The sequence below is a fragment of the Brevundimonas sp. SH203 genome (genome assembly GCF_002157625.1).
Taxonomy (GTDB): domain Bacteria; phylum Pseudomonadota; class Alphaproteobacteria; order Caulobacterales; family Caulobacteraceae; genus Brevundimonas.
This window is the reverse complement of the sequence record NZ_BDMM01000006.1, coordinates 15600-34549: the sequence shown is the minus strand read 5'-3', so window position 1 is coordinate 34549 and position 18950 is coordinate 15600. Positions and strand designations below refer to the sequence as shown.

The 18950-nt window shown below is 69.2% G+C and carries 17 protein-coding genes; 6 read left to right on the top strand and 11 right to left on the bottom strand.

Annotated elements, in window-relative coordinates; genetic code table 11:
* Positions 1-91: 91 nt before the first annotated feature.
* From SH203_RS12930 to SH203_RS12920, 3 genes are all read left to right on the top strand, one after another.
* Positions 92-1993, top strand: a complete 1902-nt coding sequence (locus tag SH203_RS12930) for a BCCT family transporter (protein WP_087121366.1) — start codon at positions 92-94, stop codon at positions 1991-1993.
* Positions 1994-2039: 46 nt separating this feature from the next.
* Positions 2040-3692 carry a serine hydrolase gene (locus tag SH203_RS12925; RefSeq protein WP_087121365.1) on the top strand — a complete coding sequence of 551 codons (1653 nt, stop codon included), beginning with the start codon at positions 2040-2042 and terminating at the stop codon, positions 3690-3692.
* A 92-nt stretch (positions 3693-3784) separates the two neighbouring features.
* Positions 3785-4240: a hypothetical protein gene (locus SH203_RS12920; RefSeq protein WP_087121364.1), complete on the top strand. Its 456-nt coding sequence runs from the start codon at positions 3785-3787 to the stop codon at positions 4238-4240.
* Between the two features lie 331 nt (positions 4241-4571).
* On the opposite strand, the gene SH203_RS12915 is transcribed toward SH203_RS12920, so the two are convergent.
* The 4 genes from SH203_RS12915 to SH203_RS12900 all read right to left on the bottom strand — a co-directional run bounded on the left by SH203_RS12915 (position 4572) and on the right by SH203_RS12900 (position 8477).
* Positions 4572-5348, bottom strand: coding sequence for a DUF4893 domain-containing protein (locus SH203_RS12915; protein ID WP_087121363.1), 777 nt, complete (start codon positions 5346-5348; stop codon positions 4572-4574).
* Positions 5349-5412: 64 nt separating this feature from the next.
* Positions 5413-6117, bottom strand: a complete 705-nt coding sequence (locus SH203_RS12910; RefSeq protein ID WP_087121362.1) for a DUF4893 domain-containing protein — start codon at positions 6115-6117, stop codon at positions 5413-5415.
* A 43-nt stretch (positions 6118-6160) separates the two neighbouring features.
* Positions 6161-7468 carry a response regulator gene (locus SH203_RS12905; protein WP_087121361.1) on the bottom strand — a complete coding sequence of 436 codons (1308 nt, stop codon included), beginning with the start codon at positions 7466-7468 and terminating at the stop codon, positions 6161-6163.
* A 58-nt stretch (positions 7469-7526) separates the two neighbouring features.
* Positions 7527-8477 (bottom strand): DUF4167 domain-containing protein, encoded by a 951-nt coding sequence (locus SH203_RS12900; RefSeq protein ID WP_087121360.1) that lies wholly within the window; start codon positions 8475-8477, stop codon positions 7527-7529.
* A 354-nt stretch (positions 8478-8831) separates the two neighbouring features.
* On the opposite strand from SH203_RS12900, the gene SH203_RS12895 reads away from it, so the two are divergent.
* Together SH203_RS12895 and SH203_RS12890 are read left to right on the top strand one after the other, a co-directional pair.
* Positions 8832-10055, top strand: a complete 1224-nt coding sequence (locus SH203_RS12895) for an NAD-dependent epimerase/dehydratase family protein (RefSeq protein WP_087121359.1) — start codon at positions 8832-8834, stop codon at positions 10053-10055.
* Positions 10056-10081: 26 nt separating this feature from the next.
* The gene (locus SH203_RS12890; protein WP_087121358.1) at positions 10082-10975 is read left to right on the top strand and encodes an NAD(P)-dependent oxidoreductase; all 894 of its coding nucleotides are present in this window, start codon (positions 10082-10084) and stop codon (positions 10973-10975) included.
* A 132-nt stretch (positions 10976-11107) separates the two neighbouring features.
* On the opposite strand, the gene SH203_RS12885 is transcribed toward SH203_RS12890, so the two are convergent.
* The gene (locus SH203_RS12885) at positions 11108-11719 is read right to left on the bottom strand and encodes a DUF1134 domain-containing protein (RefSeq protein WP_087121357.1); all 612 of its coding nucleotides are present in this window, start codon (positions 11717-11719) and stop codon (positions 11108-11110) included.
* Positions 11720-11859: 140 nt separating this feature from the next.
* Positions 11860-12753, bottom strand: a complete 894-nt coding sequence (locus SH203_RS12880) for a LysR family transcriptional regulator ArgP (protein WP_087121356.1) — start codon at positions 12751-12753, stop codon at positions 11860-11862.
* 71 nt (positions 12754-12824) lie between these two features.
* On the opposite strand from SH203_RS12880, the gene SH203_RS12875 reads away from it, so the two are divergent.
* Positions 12825-13445 carry a LysE/ArgO family amino acid transporter gene (locus SH203_RS12875; protein ID WP_087121496.1) on the top strand — a complete coding sequence of 207 codons (621 nt, stop codon included), beginning with the start codon at positions 12825-12827 and terminating at the stop codon, positions 13443-13445.
* A 9-nt stretch (positions 13446-13454) separates the two neighbouring features.
* Here SH203_RS12875 and pheT read toward each other — a convergent pair whose 3' ends face one another.
* The 5 genes from pheT to SH203_RS12850 are packed head-to-tail and all read right to left on the bottom strand — an operon-like array spanning position 13455 to position 18779.
* Positions 13455-15878: a phenylalanine--tRNA ligase subunit beta gene (gene pheT / locus SH203_RS12870; RefSeq protein ID WP_087121355.1), complete on the bottom strand. Its 2424-nt coding sequence runs from the start codon at positions 15876-15878 to the stop codon at positions 13455-13457.
* A 7-nt stretch (positions 15879-15885) separates the two neighbouring features.
* A complete protein-coding gene (locus SH203_RS12865) occupies positions 15886-16284 on the bottom strand; it encodes a hypothetical protein (RefSeq protein WP_087121354.1) in 399 nt (132 codons plus the stop codon).
* A complete protein-coding gene (locus SH203_RS12860) occupies positions 16281-16673 on the bottom strand; it encodes a hypothetical protein (protein ID WP_087121353.1) in 393 nt (130 codons plus the stop codon). The genes SH203_RS12865 and SH203_RS12860 overlap by 4 nt, the downstream gene beginning before the upstream one ends.
* A 3-nt stretch (positions 16674-16676) precedes the next feature.
* The gene (pheS, locus tag SH203_RS12855; RefSeq protein ID WP_087121352.1) at positions 16677-17753 is read right to left on the bottom strand and encodes a phenylalanine--tRNA ligase subunit alpha; all 1077 of its coding nucleotides are present in this window, start codon (positions 17751-17753) and stop codon (positions 16677-16679) included.
* Between the two features lie 42 nt (positions 17754-17795).
* A complete protein-coding gene (locus tag SH203_RS12850; protein WP_087121351.1) occupies positions 17796-18779 on the bottom strand; it encodes a polysaccharide deacetylase family protein in 984 nt (327 codons plus the stop codon).
* Positions 18780-18950 lie beyond the last annotated feature (171 nt).

The window sequence follows — 18950 nt, the reverse complement described above, 5'->3', positions numbered from 1 at the left end:
CTTTGAAATGCAAAGTTACATCTTCTTCATGCGCGTGGCGGGGATGCGGCCAAGGTTTGGAACCCTCAGCTTCGCCATACGCTTTGGCCCGATGCTGACCACGAAAATGAATCCCCGCGTCTTCTGGGGCGCCAGCGGCATCGCCGGCGTCCTTCTGTTGTCGACGCTGGTGGCGCCCCGGACCTCGGACCTGATCTTCGGCCACGCCCAGGCCTGGGTGATCGACACCTTCGGCTGGTTCTACGTCGCCGCCGTCGCGGGCTTTCTGGGGGCGGTGGTCTGGCTGGCGGCGGGGCCGACCGGGCGGCTGAAACTGGGGCCGGACGACGCCGAGCCGGACTTCCCCTATCTGTCCTGGCTGGCCATGCTGTTCGCGGCGGGCATGGGCATCGGCCTGATGTATTTCGCCGTCGCCGAGCCGGTTCAGCACTATATCGCCCCGCCGGACGAGGCGCCGGGTACGGTGAATGCGGCGCGCGAGGCCATGGTCATCACCTTCACCCACTGGGGCGTCCACGCCTGGGCCATCTATGCGGTGGTGGGGCTCAGCCTGGCCTATTTCGCCCACCGCAAGGGCCTGCCGCTCACCATGCGGTCAGGCCTCTATCCCCTGCTGGGCAAGCGGATCAACGGGCCGATCGGCGATGCGGTCGACATCTTCGCCATCTGCGGCACCCTGTTCGGCATCGCCACCTCGCTGGGGCTGGGCGTGGCCCAGATGGCGGCGGGCCTGGACTATGTGTTCGGCATTCCGAACACGGTGCTGATCCAGGTTGGGCTGATCGTGGCGGTGATGGGGGTCGCGACCCTGTCGGTGCTGTCGGGCGTGGAGAAGGGCGTGCGGCGGCTGTCGGAGCTGAACCTGCTCCTGGCCGTCTGCCTGATGCTGTTCGTGCTGTTCGCGGGACCGACGCTGTTCCTGATGCGGGCGCTGGTGCAGAATTTCGGCCTGTATCTGGATCACTTCTTCCAGCGCACCTTCACCCTCTACGCCTATGAGCCGCGCGCCTGGATGGCGGACTGGACCCTGTTCTACTGGGCCTGGTGGATCGCCTGGTCGCCGTTCGTGGGCATGTTCATCGCCCGCATCTCGCGCGGGCGCACGGTGCGCGAGTTCGTGGTCGGAGTGCTGCTGGTTCCGACCGGCTTCACCTTCCTGTGGATGACGGTCTTCGGCAATACGGCCATGGCCTACGACATGGGCCAGGCGGCGGGCGCGATCTCCCAGGCCGTTCAGGCCGACCTGTCCACGGCGATGTTCCACTTCTTCGAACAGTTGCCGGGAACCCTGTTCACCTCGACCCTGGCGATCCTGCTGGTGGGGGTCTTCTTCGTGACCTCGGCGGATTCCGGCTCTCTGGTGATCGACACCCTGGCCTCGGGCGGGGCGGACGACACCCCGCGCTGGCAGCGGATCTACTGGTGCGTCATGCAGGGGGCGGCGGCGGCCCTGCTGCTGCTGGCGGGGGGCCTTGGGGCCTTGCAGGCCGCGACCCTGGTGGCCGCCCTGCCCTTCTGCATCATCATGATCCTGCTGGTCGCGGGCCTGTTCCGCCAGATGAACGCCGACCTGACGGGTGAAATCCTCAATACCGAAGGCGCCCCCCTGTCGCAGCAGTTGAAGCGGATCATGACGCCCGCCAGCCGCACCGACATCTTGAAAGAGATCGAACGCCAGGGCCTGCCCGCGCTGGAGACGGTTTACGCCGCCCTGGGCGCCGAGGATTCCGACGCCGAGATCGGCCGCGACGAGGCCGCCGCCTGGCTGACCATCCGCCACGCCGACCGGGTGTTCATGTATCGGCTGGGCGCCCGTTCGCGCGCCCGCCCCGCTATCACCCAGCGCGACGCGCCGGTCGGCCGCCGCCCGCTGGAATGGCGCCTGACCGCCCAGACCGGCGCCGGCGAACGCCCCCACGACATCACCGGCTTCACCCAGGGCCAGATCGTCGCCGACGTCCTGGACAAGCTGCAGGGGTGGCGACTGGCGTAAGCCGACGCGGGGCGCTAGCGTCGCGGCGTCTTCGTCGGAGTTCGCCATGTCCCTTCGCCTTTCGCGCCGATCCCTGTTCGCCTCGGGCGGCGCCGCAGCGCTGGCGGCGCAGCCGGCTTTCGCCCAGACGGGGGCCCAAACTTCGGCGGCGAACGACGACGCCTCCCTGGTCCAGGCGGTGGACGCCTATGTGGCGAAATGCATGGCGGCCTGGCCCGATCAGCCGGCGCTGGGCGTCGCCGTGGTCAAGGACGGGGCGACGATTCTGGCGCGCGGTTATGGCGTCAAGGTTCAGGGCAAGTCGGCCCGCGCGGACGAACACACCCTGTTCGCCATCGCTTCCAACACCAAGAACGTCACCGCCGCCGCCCTGGCCATCCTGGTCGACGAGGGCAAGGTGAAATGGGACGAACCCGTCAAAACCTATCTGCCCGACTTCAAACTGTCCGATCCCTATATCGGCGAACACATCACGGTGCGCGATACGCTCAGCCACCGCGCCGGCTTCGGCCTGGGCGCCGGCGACCTGCTGTTCTGGCCCAATTCGGATCGCACCCGCGCCGAGGTGGTGGCCCAGGCCGCCTTCGTGCCGATCGAGGACGGATTCCGGGCGCGCTATCACTACTGCAACCTGATGTTCGTGGTCGCCGGGGCGGTGCTGGAGGCCGTGTCGGGCATGGCGTGGGAGACCTTCATCCAGACGCGCATCCTGGACCGGGTGGGCATGACCGAGACGGTCCCTCTGGCCCGTCTGGCGGATGCGTCGAAGTCCGCCCTGCCCCACGCCCGCGTCGGGCCGCCGCTGCGGACCCACGGGCCGATGGTCCAGATCGCCCAGTCCATCGTCGAGGTCTGGAACTGGGATTCGGCCGCGGCGGCGGGGGGCGTCTGCACCACTCCGACCGACTGGGCCAAATGGATCGCCGTGCGCCTGAACGAGGGCAGGCTGGCCGACGGAACCCGGCTGTATTCCGAAGACGCCGCGCGCGAGATGTATCGCCCCAACATCATCGTCGGCTCGTCGCCGGGACCGACGGCGGAACTGCCCAATCGGTCGATCGCCTCGACCTACGCCATGGGTCTGCAGGTTCAGGATTATCGCGGCGAGCGGATCGCCAGCCACGGCGGCGGCTCGCCCGGCGGGATTTCGGCGACGGTGCTGATCCCCGGCCGCAAGACCGGCTTCTGCATCTTCTCCAATGCGGAAGAGAGCTTCCTGCTGCGCGCCCTGCGCTCGGGCATCACCGACCTGTGCATGGGCAAGGTGGACGTCGACTGGATCGCCGATTCCAAGAAGCTGGAGGCCGAGGGCGAGGCCAAGTCCCAGGCCGCCGCCGTCGAGATCGACGCCAAGCAACGCGCCGGCGCCCCGCCCGCCATGCCGCTGGACGCCTATGCCGGAACCTGGCGCGACCCCTGGTATGGCGACATCGTCATCGAACCGCGCACCGAGGGCCGGGGCCGAAATCGCAAGAGCGGCCTGTGGCTGCGCTTCACCCATACCCCCGCCCTGCAGGGCTGGCTGGAGCCCTATGACGGCGAGACCTTCCGCACCCGCTTCCCCGACAAGCGCGAGGAGGACGCCTTCGTCACCTTCGCCATCCAGACGGCCCGCCCGGCGACCGCCACGATGAAGGGCGTCAGCCCCGACATCGACTTCAGCTACGACTATCAGGACCTGCGCCTGACGCGGGTGTGAGAGTGGCCCGCCGGCTGTGACCCAGGGTCGCAAAGCCGGAACGGGGTCCGGGACGATGCGCTGTCTTCCCATCAATCCGAAGGGAGACCGTCATGTCCAAGATCCAGAACCCCCGCGCGCTCGACCGTGACGAGGCCCAGATGGTGGAGCAGTCCAAGGCCCTGAACGATCACGGCCCGGCCGAGCTGCGCGACCTGATCGGACGGTTGCGCGCGCGGCGCGACAGGGTGCAGCGTCAGATCCGAACCCGCGTGCGCGACGGTCGCGACGAGCCGGATACGGGCGCGCGCGAGAAGAAGGCGCTGCTGACTGAGGCCATCGACCGCGTGGTCGACGAAATGGCGGCGCGCAAGGACGGGCGTTCCGCGACCGCCAATCTGCGCAAGGCCGTGGCGCGAAAGGCCGACACCCCGCGCTGGACCGGCCCCGAAGACCGCACCGTCGACACCGGCCCGGCCGAAACCCCCAACACCAAGATCGCCCCCTCCGGCGCCCTGCACGCCGAAGGCATGCGCGCCGCCATCGCCCGCTCGACCGGGGCGCGGTGAGGGGCAGGCGGGATTCTCGTCATTCCGGGGCTGAGCGAAGCGAAGAACCCGGAACCCAGAGCCTGAAAGGCTTTCATCACAACGGGCACAGCGAAGTCACGAAGACCACGACGAGACCCGATGGGGTCGCCCCTAGGTCTCAAGCCATTGATAAGTCTGCGGCTTCTCCGCCGCAGGCCCTGGTACCTTGCCGGAACGGAGTACGTCTCCGTTGTGTTCGTCGTGACCTCGCTGTGCCCGTTGTGATGAACCCTATGCGTTTCGACCGTCGAATGCTCAAGAAGCGCGTTTGCAGCCTCTGGAATGACGATCAACCCAAACCTGGGACGGCCTACCGAACGATCTCCAGCAGCTCCAGCTTGGCCTCCTGCTTGGGCCAGGGAATAGCCAGGCGCCAGCGGTTCTGGCCGATCCGTTCCAGCACGCCCAGCTGGTCGCGCTCGGGCGTCTGGCCATAGCGGGGATAGTGGGCCTCGTCGCCCCAGGCCTGGGCGCCGACATAGACCAGACGGCGATCCGTGTCGGGATACAGCAGGCCCTGCGTCCGCTGCGATCCGGTGGTCTTGCTCAGGATCAGGTCACCGCCGGGCGTCATCTCGACCGAACAGGCGAACCACGGATAGTCGACATAGGCCAGGCCCGCCCCATCGCGGCTGCCCATCTTGATCGTGCGGCAGCGATAGGTTCCGGGCGCGGGCTGCAGCCGTCCGCTCTGGCCCGCATTGGGATCGGCCAGCGGTCCCAGCGCCTCGACCTGACGGGAGAAGCCGGCCTTCTCGGCCTCGGCGCGGGCCAGACGCCAGGCCTCGTCCATGCGACCGAGAGCGGAGGCGTCGCCGGGCCTGGCGACCTTGCGCCAGTCGTCCGTTCCGCCCTGCATCCCGCCTTCGGGCGAGCCTGCGGGCGTCGCGGCCGCCTGCTGTGGGGTCGCCACGGCCTCCGGCGCGGCCTGTGGCGGACCCCCGGCGGCGGGCGCGGACACGGCGGGCGACGTCTCGGCAGGCGAAGTCTGGGCCGGGCTGGCCGGACGATTGTCCCCACAGGCCGCGAGGGCGGCGGACAGGGCCGTCGCCGTGGTCAGGGACAGGATCAACGATGTGCCGCGCATGGGCGCCTCCTTCGATTACGACGAAGGAAACGCTGCGGCCCTCTCCCGGTTCAGCCTTCAGGGATCAGGCGGGCGCCCGGCCGGGGACCAGTTCGATCAGGTCCAGGTTCGATTCGTTCTGCGGCCAGGGCACGACCAGCCGCCAGCGCGCCTCTCCGATCCGTTCCAGGATGGCGACCAGATCGCGCTCGGCGTTGCGGCCATAGGAGTTGGCGGCCGGCTCCTGGGCCAAGGCCATCGACCCCAGCATCACCATATGGCGGTCGTTCTCGGGGAACAGCAGGCCGGACGGGCGCTGCGAGCCGGTTAGTTTGGAGAATTTCAGCCCGCGCGGCGTCTGTTCGATGCGGCAGGCGAACCAGCCATAGACGACATAGCCCAGCCCGTCCTCGCCGCCCTGCGAGCCCAGTTTGACGGTGCGGCAGCGATAGTCGCCGGGTGCAGGCGCGACGCCGGGCCGGGCCGCCTTGGGCTGGATCAGATCGCCCAGACCGCTCAGATCGCCCGATCCCGGCTGGCGACGCGCCTGTTGCAGGGCCAGGGTCCAGGCGGCGTCGACGCGGCGATAACGGTCCCGGTCGCCCGAGGTGATGACCCCGCGCCAGTCCATCAGGGGCGCGGCCCCCGAACCCGTCGCGGCGGGCGGCGGCGGAGGCGGCGGAGGGGTCGCGGCGCAGGCGGCCAGGGTCGCCAACCCGCCCAGCAGGGCCAGGCGCAAGCCGAAACGGCTGCGAAGACGGGACGAAACCAACCGGGCGAACTGAGGCATCGAACGCTGACCCTGGGCGAAACCTGACGGCGAGATCGGTCCCTTAGGCCCTTTGACGCCGGTCCCCGTCAAGGCCGCCAGGCAAAACGCGGGACAGGACGCGAGAGAGGGCGTCGGCCAGGGCGTTCAGGTCCAGCGGCTTGGTCAGATAGGCCTCGAAGCCCGCCGCACGTCCGCGTCGCCGGTCCTCAGGCCCGCCCGCCGCCGTCACGGCAAGGACGGGAATGTCGCGCGTGACCGGGTCGACGCCCAGCGCCGCCTTGACCTCGAAACCGTCCATGCCGGGAAGCCCCAGATCCAGCAGGATCACGTCCGGTCCCAGGGCGCGCGCCAGTTCCAGCCCCTCCGTCCCCGTCGTCGCGGCGTGCAGCGTCAGGCCCAGCGCCTCGACCGCCTGACGCATCAGGGCGACGTTGGCCGGATTGTCCTCGACATAGAGGACCGTCGCCTGCGGCCCGTCCCGCGTCGCCGCATCCGCGCCCGCCGCCGGCAGGACGAGGGAGAAGGTCGTCGCGCCCCAGGCGTCGCGCGCGGCGTCCAGCCGCCCGCCCATCCGCTCGGCCAGGCGTTGCGCTGCGCCCAGCCCGACGGCAGTGCCGCCCCGCGCGTCCTGTCCGTCCAACGGCTGGAACGGCCGGAGCGTCGCCGTCTCGGGCATACGGGCGGGATCGTGGATGTCGATCGTCACCCGTTCCCCTTGCCGCGCCGCCGTCATCCGCACCGTCGTTTCCGGCGCCGAATGGTTCAGGGCGTTGACGACCAGCCGTCGCAGGATGCGCCGCACCGCGACCGGATCGGCAATGACGCCCAGGCCCGACTGCGCCTCGGGACAGGCCAGGGTCACGCCCGCCTGTCGCGCCTGCGGCTCCAGCCCGTCGCAGACCTGACGCAGGGCCAGACGCAGATCGACCCGCTGGAGAAAGGGCGGGGCGCCGGCCTCGCCCGAGGCCACGACCTCGTCCGCCTCCTCGATCAGGGCCAGGAGGACCGCGCCGGCGCCCTCGATCTGCCGCAGGCCCTGCGACTGGCGCTGCGTCAACCGCTCGGCTTCCGCATGGGTCCGCAGCAGCTGGGTGAAGCCCATCAGGGTGGTCAGGGGCGTGCGAAGTTCATGGGACAGGGCCTGGATGATCCGGCCCTTGGCGGCGTCCTCGGCGGTCAGGCGGCGCACCTCGGCCTCGACCACGCCCACGGCCCGGCGCTGCGTCTCGTCGGCCTCGGCGAGGCGAGCCTCCAGCCGCGTCCGGTCACGGGTCAGGCGGGCGACCGCGCTCTGTGCGCGAAGCCACAGCCCGATCCCCGCGAACATCCCCGCCAAGGCCAGGGACAGGACCCACAAGACGATATCCATGACGCCCTCCCAGGCGCCAGGAATAACCCGTCAGAGTTGCAGGATCGTAAAGCCGTCGTCAGTCTTCGCTGACGGCGGCCTCGGGCTTGCGACGCGGGGCGCGACGGCGAACCGGGGCCTCGGCCTCGCCGTCCGTCGAAGCGGCGGGCGAAGCGGCGGCGGGCGCGCGGGTCAGGAAGCCCGGCAGGGCGGTCGGGGCCTCGCCCTCGTCCGTCGTGGCGGCGGCGCTGCGACGTGGACGGCGGGCGGGACGGGCGTCGGCCGCCGGCTCGGCCGCGACATCCGCAGACGTCTCGACGACCGGGATTTCGGCGACGGGGGCGTCCATTTGTGCGGGTTCGGCGTCGGCGCGGGCGGCGGCGTCCTCGGCGCCCTCCTCGCGGTTGTCGAAGCGACGGTTGCGTTCCTCGCGGCGGCGCTCCCAGCGTTCGCGGCGGCTCTCGCGACGACCGCCGCCCTCGCCCTCGGCGCGGGCCTCACCCTCTTCGCGCGGCTCGCGCGGTTCACGGTTCTGATCGCGGTCCCGATCCCGGTCGCGGTTGTAGTCGCGATCACGGTCACGGTCGCGGTCGCGGGGCTGATTCTGGTTCTGCTCGGCGCGTTCGGCGGCTTCGGCGGCCTGACGCTCGGCGGCCTGCTGAGCGGCCAGGAAGGCGGCGGCCTGAACGCCCGATTCGTCCTCGAAATCGATGTCGAAGCCCTGGTTCGACTGTTCGCGCGCGGCGATGTCGGAGAAGGACCGCTGGGGCTGCAGCGCGCGCAGCACCCGGTAATAGTGTTCGGCGTGCTGCTGATAGTTTTCGGCCAGCACCCGGTCGCCGCTGGACGCCGCGTCGCGGGCCAGCTGCTGATAGCGTTCGTACACGGTCTGGGCGTTGCCCCGGACCTTGATGTTCTCGGGGCCTTGCGAATCCCACGAACGATTCGGATTGGCGTTGTTGGCGTTATTGGCGCCCGCCTTGTTCCGATTGCGTCCGCGCTGACGCTTCATGCCCTTGAAATCTCTCATTCGCGCTACCGTGTGCAGGGACGAGGCCAGGCCGATGGCCGGGTTCGTCCGTTTCTGGGTTCCGTTTCGCTCGGGGCCGATCCCCGATTGTCGATCTGTCGGAATGCCTTGTCGCCCGCATGGTGCGCCGGTCCTTTCGGGACCGACCGTCATGATCGGCTCAAGCCGCGAACAGCCGGGTATGCGCCCGTAAAGCTGCGTTTGAGTGGGAGACAGGCCTGACTTAGCCTGTGCGCGGCGCCTTTCCAAGGGGGATTCGTCAAAGCGTCGCACCGCGACTTTAACAGCCGTCCTTTGCCGCAGCCGCTCGGCTGGGCTAGGCAGGGGGTTTGAGACGACGACGAGGCTTCCCCCATGCGTGTTCTGGTTCTGGGCGGCGACGGTTTCTGCGGCTGGCCCACGGCCCTGCACCTGTCGGCCGAAGGGTGGGACGTCACCGTCGTCGACAACCTCAGCCGCCGCAACATCGACAACGAGCTGGAAATCCAGTCCCTGACCCCGATCCGCACGATGGGCGAACGGATCAGGGCGTGGAAGGACGTCTCCGGCCGCGACATCGGCTTCGTCAACATGACGGTGGGCAAGGAGTTCGACCGGCTTGTCGCCCTGATCCGCGACCTGAAACCCGACAGCGTGGTCCATTTCGCCGAACAGCGGGCGGCCCCCTATTCGATGAAGTCGGCGCGGCACAAGCTCTACACCGTCGACAACAACATCAACGCCACCAACCACCTGCTGGCCGCCATCGTCGAAAGCGGGCTGGACGTGCATCTGGCCCACCTGGGGACGATGGGGGTCTATGGCTACGGCACGGCGGGCCTTCGCATCCCCGAGGGCTATCTGAAAGTGACGGTGGACACCGACAACGGCCCCGCCGAACAGGAAATCCTGTTCCCGCCCAATCCGGGCAGCATCTATCATATGACCAAGACGCAGGACGCCCTGCTGTTCCAGTTCTACGCCCGCAACGACCAGCTGCGGATCACCGACCTGCACCAGGGCATCGTCTGGGGCGCCCAGACGCGGGAAACCCGGGCGGACGAGCGGCTGATCAACCGTTTCGACTATGACGGCGACTATGGCACGGTGCTGAACCGCTTTCTGATGCAGGCGGCCCTGGGCCATCCGCTGACCGTGCATGGATCGGGCGGCCAGACGCGAGCCTTCATCCACATCCAGGACACGGTGCGCTGCGTCGAACTGGCGCTGAAGAACCCGCCGCGCCGGGGCGACCGGGTCAAGATCCTGAACCAGATGACCGAGAGCCGCCGGGTGCGCGACCTGGCCCGGATGGTCGCTGATCTGACCGGCGCCGAAATCCAGAACCTGCCCAATCCGCGTCAGGAGGCGGACGAGAACGATCTGGTCGTGGCCAACGACCAGTTCCGCGAACTGGGGCTGAAACCCATCACCCTGGCGGAGGGGTTGATGCAGGACGTGACCGACATCGCCCGCCGCTACGCCGACCGCGCCGACCTGGGCCGCGTGCCCTGCGTGTCCGCCTGGAACCAACGCCGCGCCGAGGCGCTGAAATCCGATGGGCCGCCGCCCGCCGCCGACCAAGCCCTGTCCGCCTGACCCTTCGCCGACCGAGTTCCGATCCCATGCCTGCTGACGCCGCCGTCCCGAATCTGCTGGTCTTCGGCGGCGGCTATGTGGGGCGGGCGGCGGCGCTGGAGGCGATCCGGCGCGGCGGGCGGGCGACCGCCACCTCGCGCGATCCCGACCGTCGGCGTTCGCTGGAGGCCGAGGGGATCGCCGCCCTGGACCCCGCCGACGCGGCCGCCCTGAAGACCGCGCTGGAGGCCGCCGGCGCCGTCCTGATCACCGCCGCGCCCGACGCCCACGGCTGTCCCGCCCTGCGCGCCCTGGGGCCGCTGGCGGGCGACGCCTGGCCCGACTGGATCGGCTATCTCTCCTCCACCTCCGTCTATGGCGACCGGGCTGGCGGCTGGGTGTTCGAGGACGGCCCGCTGAACGCCGCCAATCTGGAGGGGGCGCGTCGCGTCCGGGCCGAGCGCGACTGGCTGGACGGGGCGCAGGGCATGGGGCTGACGGTGCAGATCTTCCGCCTGCCCGGCTTCTACGGCCCCGGCCGCAACGTCGTGGAGCGCCTGCGCGACGGCACGGCCCGGCTGGTCAGGAAGCCGGGCCAGATCTTCAACCGCATCCACATCGATGACATCGTCTCGGGCCTGTTCGCCTCGATGGCCCGTCCGCGTCCCGGCGCGGCCTATAATCTGATCGACGACGAACCCGCGCCCGCCGATGTGGTGATGGAATGGGCGGCGGACCGCATGGGCCTGCCCCGCCCACCCGAGGTCGACTGGACCGACGACAGCGTCAGCGAGGCCATGCGCCGCTTCTATCTGGACTCCAAGCGCGTCTCCAACGCCCTGGCCAAGGCCGAACTGGGCTGGCGTCCGCACTATCCGACCTGGCGCGAGGGCCTGGCGGCCCTGATGGACGCCCCGCCGCCGTTGCGGTTGGTGAGCTAGAACGCCCCACCCAAAACTGGCGTCATCCTCGGGCTTGCCCCGAGGATCGGATGATCCGCCGCGCATGCGACAGGATCGACGCACAGCCCGACCGACGCCCGGTCCTCAGGTCGAGACGGACGGCGCGTGGACCTAGAACGGCAGCAGGTTACGCTGGCGGCTATAGCTCATGGTGCCGACATTGGCGCCCAGGCGCAGGCCGACGCCGGTGCGGATCGGGGCCAGGACGATGCCGTCCGCGCGCTGATAGTTCACGCCCAGACCGGCCACCAGATAGGCCGAACCCTCGATCCCCGGATAGCGGCGATAGATCATGTCGGGGTGGTACAGGCCATAGACCAGGGTGAAGACGCGGCTGGCGTTGCCGCCCCAGTCCCAGCCCACCGATGCGCCCTGCCAGAACACCTCCTGCGAGGCCGACAGGTCCTTCATATGCAGGGCGCCGCGTCCGTAACGCGCGCCCACGACCACGGCGCCGGAGCCTTCCTCGCCCGCGATATAGGCGGTCGGGCGGTCGCCCTGATCGGCGAAGACGCGCTCGATGGCGCCGCCCACGACCTCGGCCGCGATGCCCAGTTCGCGCGATCCGGCCGCCACCAGCTCGTCGAAACTGTAGGCCTGGGCGTTCTGGTCCGACGCGATCGGATAGTTGGGATCGCGCGCCGGCGAGGTGGCGCAGGCCCCCAGGGACGAGGCGCCGGCGGCGGTGGCGATGCCCGAAAGGATCAGTTGGCGACGATGCATGAGGGCGCTCCGAGAGACGGCGGGAAGACGGCCGGCTGAGACGCCGAACTCGACGCCACCGTCCCCGACCTTTGCGGCACCCTTGCGGCTTCAAGGTTAACCGGACCTTACCGGCGCCCCGGCCGCGCGCGGTCATGGTGTCAGATCAGCCAGTGTCGCGTCTCCTCCCGCACCGCGCGGGTCAGGCCCTCAAGGGTGCGCGAGGCGATCCGCAGATGTTGCCAGAACAGGGGCACGTCCAGCGACGTTTCGGGCTTCAGCCGGACCAGGCGCCCGGCCGCGACCAGCGGCGCCGCGATCGTCTCGGGCGTCATTGACCAGGCGACCCCGGCCAGGGTCAGGTCCAGCATCCCCTGCGTCGACGGCGCCCAGTATGTGGGCGCCGAAAGGGACCGGCCGACGGCCTGGGCGGCCCACCGATCCTGAAGCCGGTCGTCCTGATCGAACCGCAGCACGGGCGCCGGGGCCAGGGTCGCCTGCGTCACTCCATCCGCGAACCACCGCCCGGCAAAGGCCGGCGAGGCGGTGGCGACATAGCGCATCCGCCCCAGGGACGCGACGCGGCACCCCGGCGCCGGCTTGCCGTTCGTCGTCACCGCCGCGATGACCTCGCCCGTCCGCAGCCGCTCGGCCGTATGGTTCTCGTCGTCCAGCACCAGCGCCAGGGTGGTCTCGGCCGAGGCGGAGAAGCGGGCGACGGCGGCGGGAATCCAGGTGGCCAGACTGTCCGAATTGACCGCCAGCCTCACCGTCGGGCGCGGCCCGCCGAAAGCCGCCGCCCAGGGCGCTCCCTCCTGCAGAAGATCATGTTCCAGCAGGGACACCTGATCGAAATGCGCCACCAGACGCGCGCCCGCCTCCGTCGCCCGGCACGGCGTGGACCGCACGATCAGCGGCAGGCCCAGACGCTCCTCCAGCCCCTTGATGCGCTGGGACACGGCGGACGGCGTGACGGCCAGCCGCGCTGCGGCGGCGTCGAAGGCCCCGGTGCGGACGACGGCCGACAGGGCGGCGAGGGCGGCATAGTCCAACATTAGGCGACCTAATCTGACATAAGCAGGATTAGTTATCCTACATCGACCCGCGATGGCATTGCGCGGTCATGATGACGTTTTTCCTCCCTCCCCTGATGAAGGGCTTGGCCATGTCGGCGGGCCTGATCGTCTCCATCGGCGCCCAGAACCTGTTTGTGCTGCGCCAGGGTCTGCGCTGCGAGCACGTGGCGCCCATCGTCCTGTTCTGCGCGGCCTGCGATTCCGTGTTGGTGTTCGCGGGCGTCTATGGGCTGGGCGCCATGCTGGCGCTCGTTCCCGGCCTGACGCTAGCCCTCAGCCTGGGCGGAGCGGCCTTCCTGCTGGGGTACGCCCTCGGCGCCTTCCGCCGCGCATTGCGGCCCTCGGCCTTCGTCGTCGAAGGCGGCGCGCCCCTGTCGTTCGGGGCCGCCATCGCCGCGACCGCAGGCTTCACCCTGCTGAACCCGCACGTCTATATCGATACGGTGATGCTGATGGGCGCGGTGGGATCGTCCTTGCCGAGGCCGGAATGGCCGTTCTTCGTCCTCGGCGCCGCGACCTTCTCCTTCCTCTGGTTCGCGGCCATCGGCTTCGGCGCGCGTCTCCTGACGCCCGTGTTCGCCCGCCCCGTCGCCTGGCGGCTTCTGGACGCCGTCACCGGCCTGATGATGACGGCCCTGGCCCTCGGTCTGGTTCTGGACGTCCTGCCGTGAGCCGGTCGATCACCCCCGCAGCCTGCCGCCCTGCTTCTCCACCGCCGCCACGACCTTGGCGGTCAGGGCCTCGATCTCGGCCTCGGCCAGGGTGGCGTCGCGGGGTTGGATAACGACCTCCAGGGCGACGGACTTGAAGCCGTCGTCCACGCCCTTGCCGCGATAGACGTCGAAGACGCGGACCTCGGCGATCAGGGCCTTGTCGGCGCCGGTCGCCGCGCGGACCAGATCGCCGACCGGCTTCCCATCCTCGACCACGAAGGCGAAGTCGCGGGTCAGGGGCATGAAGGCCGACAGGTCGGCCGACCCGCGCGCCTTGCCCGACTTGCCGCGCGGCTCGGGGACGTTGTCCAGCACGATCTCGAAGCCCAGCATGGGGCCGTCCGCATCCAGCGCCTTCAGCACGCGCGGGTGCAGTTCGCCGAACTCGACCATCACATTCTTGGGTCCCAGTTGCAGCCGAGCCGAACGGCCGGGGTGCCACCAGTCGCGGTTCTGACCCTGAACCAGCTGCAGCGAGGCGACCGGCGCGCCGATCTCCTCCAGCACGGCGTTCAGGTCGCCCTTCAGCGCGAACAGGGCGTCCTCGGCCGGACCGCCCCAGTGGCGAGCGGCGTGCGGCGCGACCAGACCGGCGATGACCGTGCGCTGATCGCCTGGCCCGTCGCCCAGATAGATCGGGCCGATCTCGAACAGGGCGGCGTCGGCGAAACCGCGCGCGGCGTTGCGGGCGGCCGCCTGGATCAGGTTCGGTAGGGCCGAGGGCCGCATGCAGTCCAGATCGGCCGCGATGGGGTTCTCCAGCACCAGCCTGTCGTCGCCGCCGCCGAACAGGGCCGCCGTCGACTGTTTGGTGAAGGACCAGGTGACGGCCTCGGCGTATCCCAGCGCCGCCAGCGCCCGGCGCGCCGTGCGGACGCGGGCCTGACGCGGGCTCAGCACGCCCCCGGCGGTGTTGGCGACCGGCGGCAGGGCGACCTCAGGCAGAGTGTCGAAGCCTTCGATGCGGGCGACCTCTTCCACCAGATCGGCGGGGCCTTCCACGTCGCGGCGCCACGACGGCGGGGTGACGATCCACGGCTCGGCCTGACCGGCGGGCGCGGCCTGAACCAGGAAGCCCAGCTGGCCCAGGATGGTCCCGATCCGGTCGTCGGCCAGGTCCATGCCCGTCAGTCGCTTCACATGGGCGGGATCGAAGGCGAAGGGCGAAGGGCTGGCCGGGGGTTCGCCGACGAAGACGATGTCGGACGGCTCGCCCCCGCACAGGTCCAGAATCAGGCGGGTGGCTAGCTCCAGCCCCGGCGTGAGCGAAACCGGATCGACGCCGCGCGCGAACCGATATTGGGCGTCGGAATGGATGCCCAACGTCCGCCCCGTCTGGGCGATGACCAGCGGATCGAACCAGGCGCTTTCCAGGAAGACGTCGGTGGTGTCGTCGTCGCAGCCGGTCGATTCCCCGCCCATGACGCCGCCCAGGCCGATGGGCCGTTCGCCGCCCGCATCGGCGATGACGCAGTCGGTCGGGCCGGCCACATAGGTCTTGCCGTCCAGGGCGATCAGATGCTCGTGCTCGCCCGTCTCGGCGGACGTCAGACCGCCCCGCACCACGATCTCGGTTCCCGACAGTTTGGCCAGGTCATAGACGTGCAGCGGGCGGGCGCGGTCGTAGGCGATCAGATTGGTCACATCGACCAGACGGTTGATCGAGCGCAGGCCGATGGCGGTCAGACGCTTGTGCAGCCAGGCCGGCGACGGGCCGTTTTGCACGCCGCGAATGACGCGCCCGGCGAAGACCGGGCACATCTCGGGCGCATCCAGCCGCACCGAGATCGGCGAGGCGAAACCGCCGCGCACCACGGCGATGTCGAAATGCTTGAGCCTGCCCACGCTGGCGGCGGCCAGATCACGCGCGATCCCGGCGACACCCAGCCAGTCCGGCCGGTTCGGCGTGACCTCGAAATCGATGACGGGCTCGGCCCCAAACAGGCCCGCGACCGGGGTTCCCACCGGGATCTCGGGCGGAAGCTCCTGAATGCCGTCGCTCTCGTCGGCCAGCTCCAGCTCCGACGCCGAACACAGCATCCCATTGGACACCACGCCGCGCACCGGCTTCTCGACCAGTGTGACGCCCAGACCCGGCACATAGGCGCCGATGGGGGCGTAGATGGTGGTCAGGCCCGCCCGCGCGTTCGGCGCGCCGCAGACGATCTCCTTCATCCCGTCCACCGTCTCGACCTGACAGACCTGCAGCCGGTCGGCGTTCGGATGCCGCTCGGCCGAGACGATCCGGGCCACGGTGAAGGGCGCCAACTTGGCGGCGGGGTCGAGAACCTCCTCGACCTCCAGTCCCGCCATGGTCATGGCCTCGGCGATCTGATGCACGTCCGCCTCGGTCTCGAGGTGGTCCTTCAGCCAGGACAGGGTGAATTTCATGGTCGTCTCAGGCCTTGGGCTTGTCGGTCAGGGTGCTGACCTCGGCGATGAACGATTCTGGCCCGGTGAAACCGACGCCGTAGAATTCGCAGCCGATGAAATGGCAGTCGCGCATCGGAATGGTCCCGATGGCCTTGTCGCCCACGGGGCGCAGCAACAGATTGGCGACGCCGCCGCGGCTTTCGCCGAAATTGGTGTCGGAGAAGGTCACGCCGGTCGAGGCCAGGACGATGGCCGGCCCCTGGAACCGGCATCCCCGGAACGTCCGCCCCTCGATCAGCGGAACGCCCTTCGCGGCCGCCGCCGTGAAGAGTTCATACAGGATGATGTCGACGTTTTCGAAGGTTTTGGCGTTCAGGTCAGGCGCGTCCGCCGGTGGACGATTGATCGGCAGAATGGAGGTCATGCAGCTTCCCCGCCCAGAACGTTCTGGAAATTCTGCAGGAACTCAGGCGCGCCCGTGAATCCGACGGCGAAGAATTTGCAGCGCCGGAAAACGCAATTGCGAAAGCCGACCGCGCCGATCACCTTTTCCGGTCCCACCGGCGCAAGCAACAGATTGCGAATATCGCCTCCGGTCCTGCCCATGTCGCAGGCGTCGAAGTCGCAGCCCCCCATCGCCAGCAGCACAGCCGGCCCCTCGATGCGGCAATCGACGAAGGTTTTGTTCTCGACCAGACTGGAGCCGCCTGACATGGCCTCTGCGATCAGTTGCGGCAGCCAGATTTGCGCCTTCTCATAGATCGGCCCGTCGCCGATCCGCTTGAAGGTGATGGTGTCTTGAACGTCGGTCATGGATCAGCTCAGGCCCGAGGCCGGGTTGGGGGCGGCGAAGGCGGAGAAGCCGTAGTGGGCCAGCCAGCGGGTGTCGGCCTCGAACATGGGGCGCAGGTCCGGCACGCCGTATTTCAGCATGGCCAGACGGTCCACGCCCATGCCGAAGGCGAAGCCCTGATATTCGTCAGGATCGATGCCGCAGTTCCTCAGCACATTGGGATGCACCATCCCGCAGCCCAGGATCTCCAGCCAGTCGTCGCCGGTGTTGAACACCAGTTTCCCGCCCGAACGGTCGCAGCGGATGTCCATCTCGGCCGACGGCTCGGTGAAGGGGAAGTGGTGCGGCCGGAACCGCGCCTGAACCGCGTCCAGTTCGAAGAAGCGGGCGATGAAGGTCTCAAGCGTGGTCTTCAGATGCCCCATATGGATGTCGCGGTCGATCACCAGACCTTCGATCTGGTGGAACATCGGCGTGTGGGTGGCGTCCGAATCCTTACGGAAGGTGCGGCCCGGCGCGATGATGCGGATCGGCGGCTTCTGCGACATCATGGTGCGGACCTGCACCGGGCTGGTGTGGGTCCGCAGCACCTTGCGCTCGCCCGTCTCGGGGTCGGGTTTCAGGAAGAAGGTGTCGTGCATCTCCCGCGCCGGGTGTTTGGGCGGGAAGTTCAGGGCGGTGAAGTTGTGGAAGTCGTCCTCGATGTCCGGGCCTTCCGCCACGGCGAAGCCCATCTCGGCGAAGACGGCCACCATCTCGTCCATCACCTGCATGGTGGGGTGGACCCCGCCCTTGCGACGCGGCCGGGCCGGCAGGGTCAGGTCGATGCGTTCGGCCTGAAGCCGGGCGTCCAGCTCGGCGGCCTCCAGCGCGGTCTTGCGGCCGGCGATGGCCGAGGCGACCCGGTCGCGCAGGCCGTTGATGATCGGCCCCTGTTCGCGCCGCTGATCGGGGCTCATCACCCCCATCCCCTTCAACAGGCCGGAGATCGAGCCGGACTTGCCGAGCGCGGCGACCCGCACCTCTTCCAGGGCAGCGACGCTTTCGGCCGAGCCGATGGCGTTGATCAGTTCGAGTTCGAGTGTGGCGAGATCGGTCATTATGGCTGACGCCTTAACGGCCCCGAGCCGTTTCGTCACCCTTCAAGGCGCGGTTTGGTTCGCCGCGATGGCCTCCAGCTCCGACGCCGGGGCCGCATTGGCCGCGACGATCCAGGCGGGCGGCTTTGGCCCCCAGCGGATCGGCCGCCCGTCGGTCTGGGTCCAGCGATGCAGCCAGGACACGCCATTGGCCGCGACGAAGGTGTCCGCATGGGCGTAGATCGGATCGGCCAGCGCCGCCTCCAACGGCACGAAACGATAGCCGCGCGCCAGATACAGGGCGTGGATCTGCGGATACCAGGCCTGGTTCAGACTGTTGGCGTGCAGCAGCAGAACCTGCGCCGGCTCGCGTCCGCCGGTCAGTTCGGCACTATAGGGCTCCATGACGTCCAGCACCGCCGTCATATAGGCCACATAGGCCGCGCCGATCCGCTGTTTCAGCGCCTCATCGCCGATCTGCTCGGCCTTGCGATAGACGTCGCCGAACATCCAGTCGTTGTTGTCCAGGGTCACGGGCGCGATCACATAGCCGCGCTGGGCCAGGCCGGCGGCGAGGGCGTCGTGCTTGGCCGGGGTCTCGCCGGTGAACAGATAGGGATGGCGGAACCAGCGCAGACGCATCCCGCGCGCCTCCAGCGCCGCCCGCGCCGCCGGCGCCCCGGCGTCGACGTCGGCCAGATAGGCCTCCGGGGTCGTGCGGTGAATGTTGATGTGGCTGAAGGTGTGGTTGCCCAGGTCCAGCCCCGCATCCAGCCAGACGTTCAGCACGCGCGGCAGGACCGCGTCGCGCTGCGCCTCGCACACCCGCCCGGCGTTGACGAAGGCCGTCGCATGGGTGTCCAGCGGCTTCAGCATGGCGGTGAAGTCGTGGGCGATGGCCATCAGCCGGGCCGGATCGCACATCGTGACGGCGTCCGCCTGGAACGGCAGGTCGTCGAAGGTGACGGCGACGCGCCGATCCTGCGCCATCGCGGTCTGTGCAAGAAGAAGGGCCGCAGCCAGGCCGCAGATCAGGGCGCGCATCATGGGGTTCAGCCTATCCCACGATCGCCCTTGTGGGAACGCGGACTTCCACCCGGCGCATTTCGATCCGCCGACGGAGCAACTGTCGAAAACCCGCCGCGAAAGCTTCATGAACGGCAAAGCTGGCGTTAAATTTCAGACGTTAAGGCGATGGCGGAACAGGTGGGGACCGCG

Bases quoted from the DNA above. Each gene is read 5' to 3' on its own strand.
- SH203_RS12930 (WP_087121366.1), top strand. From the start codon at position 92: ATGCTGACCACGAAAATGAATCCCCGCGTCTTCTGGGGCGCCAGCGGC.
- SH203_RS12925 (WP_087121365.1), top strand. From the start codon at position 2,040: ATGTCCCTTCGCCTTTCGCGCCGATCCCTGTTCGCCTCGGGCGGCGCC.
- SH203_RS12920 (WP_087121364.1), top strand. From the start codon at position 3,785: ATGTCCAAGATCCAGAACCCCCGCGCGCTCGACCGTGACGAGGCCCAG.
- SH203_RS12915 (WP_087121363.1), bottom strand. From the start codon at position 5,348: ATGCGCGGCACATCGTTGATCCTGTCCCTGACCACGGCGACGGCCCTG.
- SH203_RS12910 (WP_087121362.1), bottom strand. From the start codon at position 6,117: ATGCCTCAGTTCGCCCGGTTGGTTTCGTCCCGTCTTCGCAGCCGTTTC.
- SH203_RS12905 (WP_087121361.1), bottom strand. From the start codon at position 7,468: ATGGATATCGTCTTGTGGGTCCTGTCCCTGGCCTTGGCGGGGATGTTC.
- SH203_RS12900 (WP_087121360.1), bottom strand. From the start codon at position 8,477: ATGAGAGATTTCAAGGGCATGAAGCGTCAGCGCGGACGCAATCGGAAC.
- SH203_RS12895 (WP_087121359.1), top strand. From the start codon at position 8,832: ATGCGTGTTCTGGTTCTGGGCGGCGACGGTTTCTGCGGCTGGCCCACG.
- SH203_RS12890 (WP_087121358.1), top strand. From the start codon at position 10,082: ATGCCTGCTGACGCCGCCGTCCCGAATCTGCTGGTCTTCGGCGGCGGC.
- SH203_RS12885 (WP_087121357.1), bottom strand. From the start codon at position 11,719: ATGCATCGTCGCCAACTGATCCTTTCGGGCATCGCCACCGCCGCCGGC.
- SH203_RS12880 (WP_087121356.1), bottom strand. From the start codon at position 12,753: ATGTTGGACTATGCCGCCCTCGCCGCCCTGTCGGCCGTCGTCCGCACC.
- SH203_RS12875 (WP_087121496.1), top strand. From the start codon at position 12,825: ATGACGTTTTTCCTCCCTCCCCTGATGAAGGGCTTGGCCATGTCGGCG.
- pheT (WP_087121355.1), bottom strand. From the start codon at position 15,878: ATGAAATTCACCCTGTCCTGGCTGAAGGACCACCTCGAGACCGAGGCG.
- SH203_RS12865 (WP_087121354.1), bottom strand. From the start codon at position 16,284: ATGACCTCCATTCTGCCGATCAATCGTCCACCGGCGGACGCGCCTGAC.
- SH203_RS12860 (WP_087121353.1), bottom strand. From the start codon at position 16,673: ATGACCGACGTTCAAGACACCATCACCTTCAAGCGGATCGGCGACGGG.
- pheS (WP_087121352.1), bottom strand. From the start codon at position 17,753: ATGACCGATCTCGCCACACTCGAACTCGAACTGATCAACGCCATCGGC.
- SH203_RS12850 (WP_087121351.1), bottom strand. From the start codon at position 18,779: ATGATGCGCGCCCTGATCTGCGGCCTGGCTGCGGCCCTTCTTCTTGCA.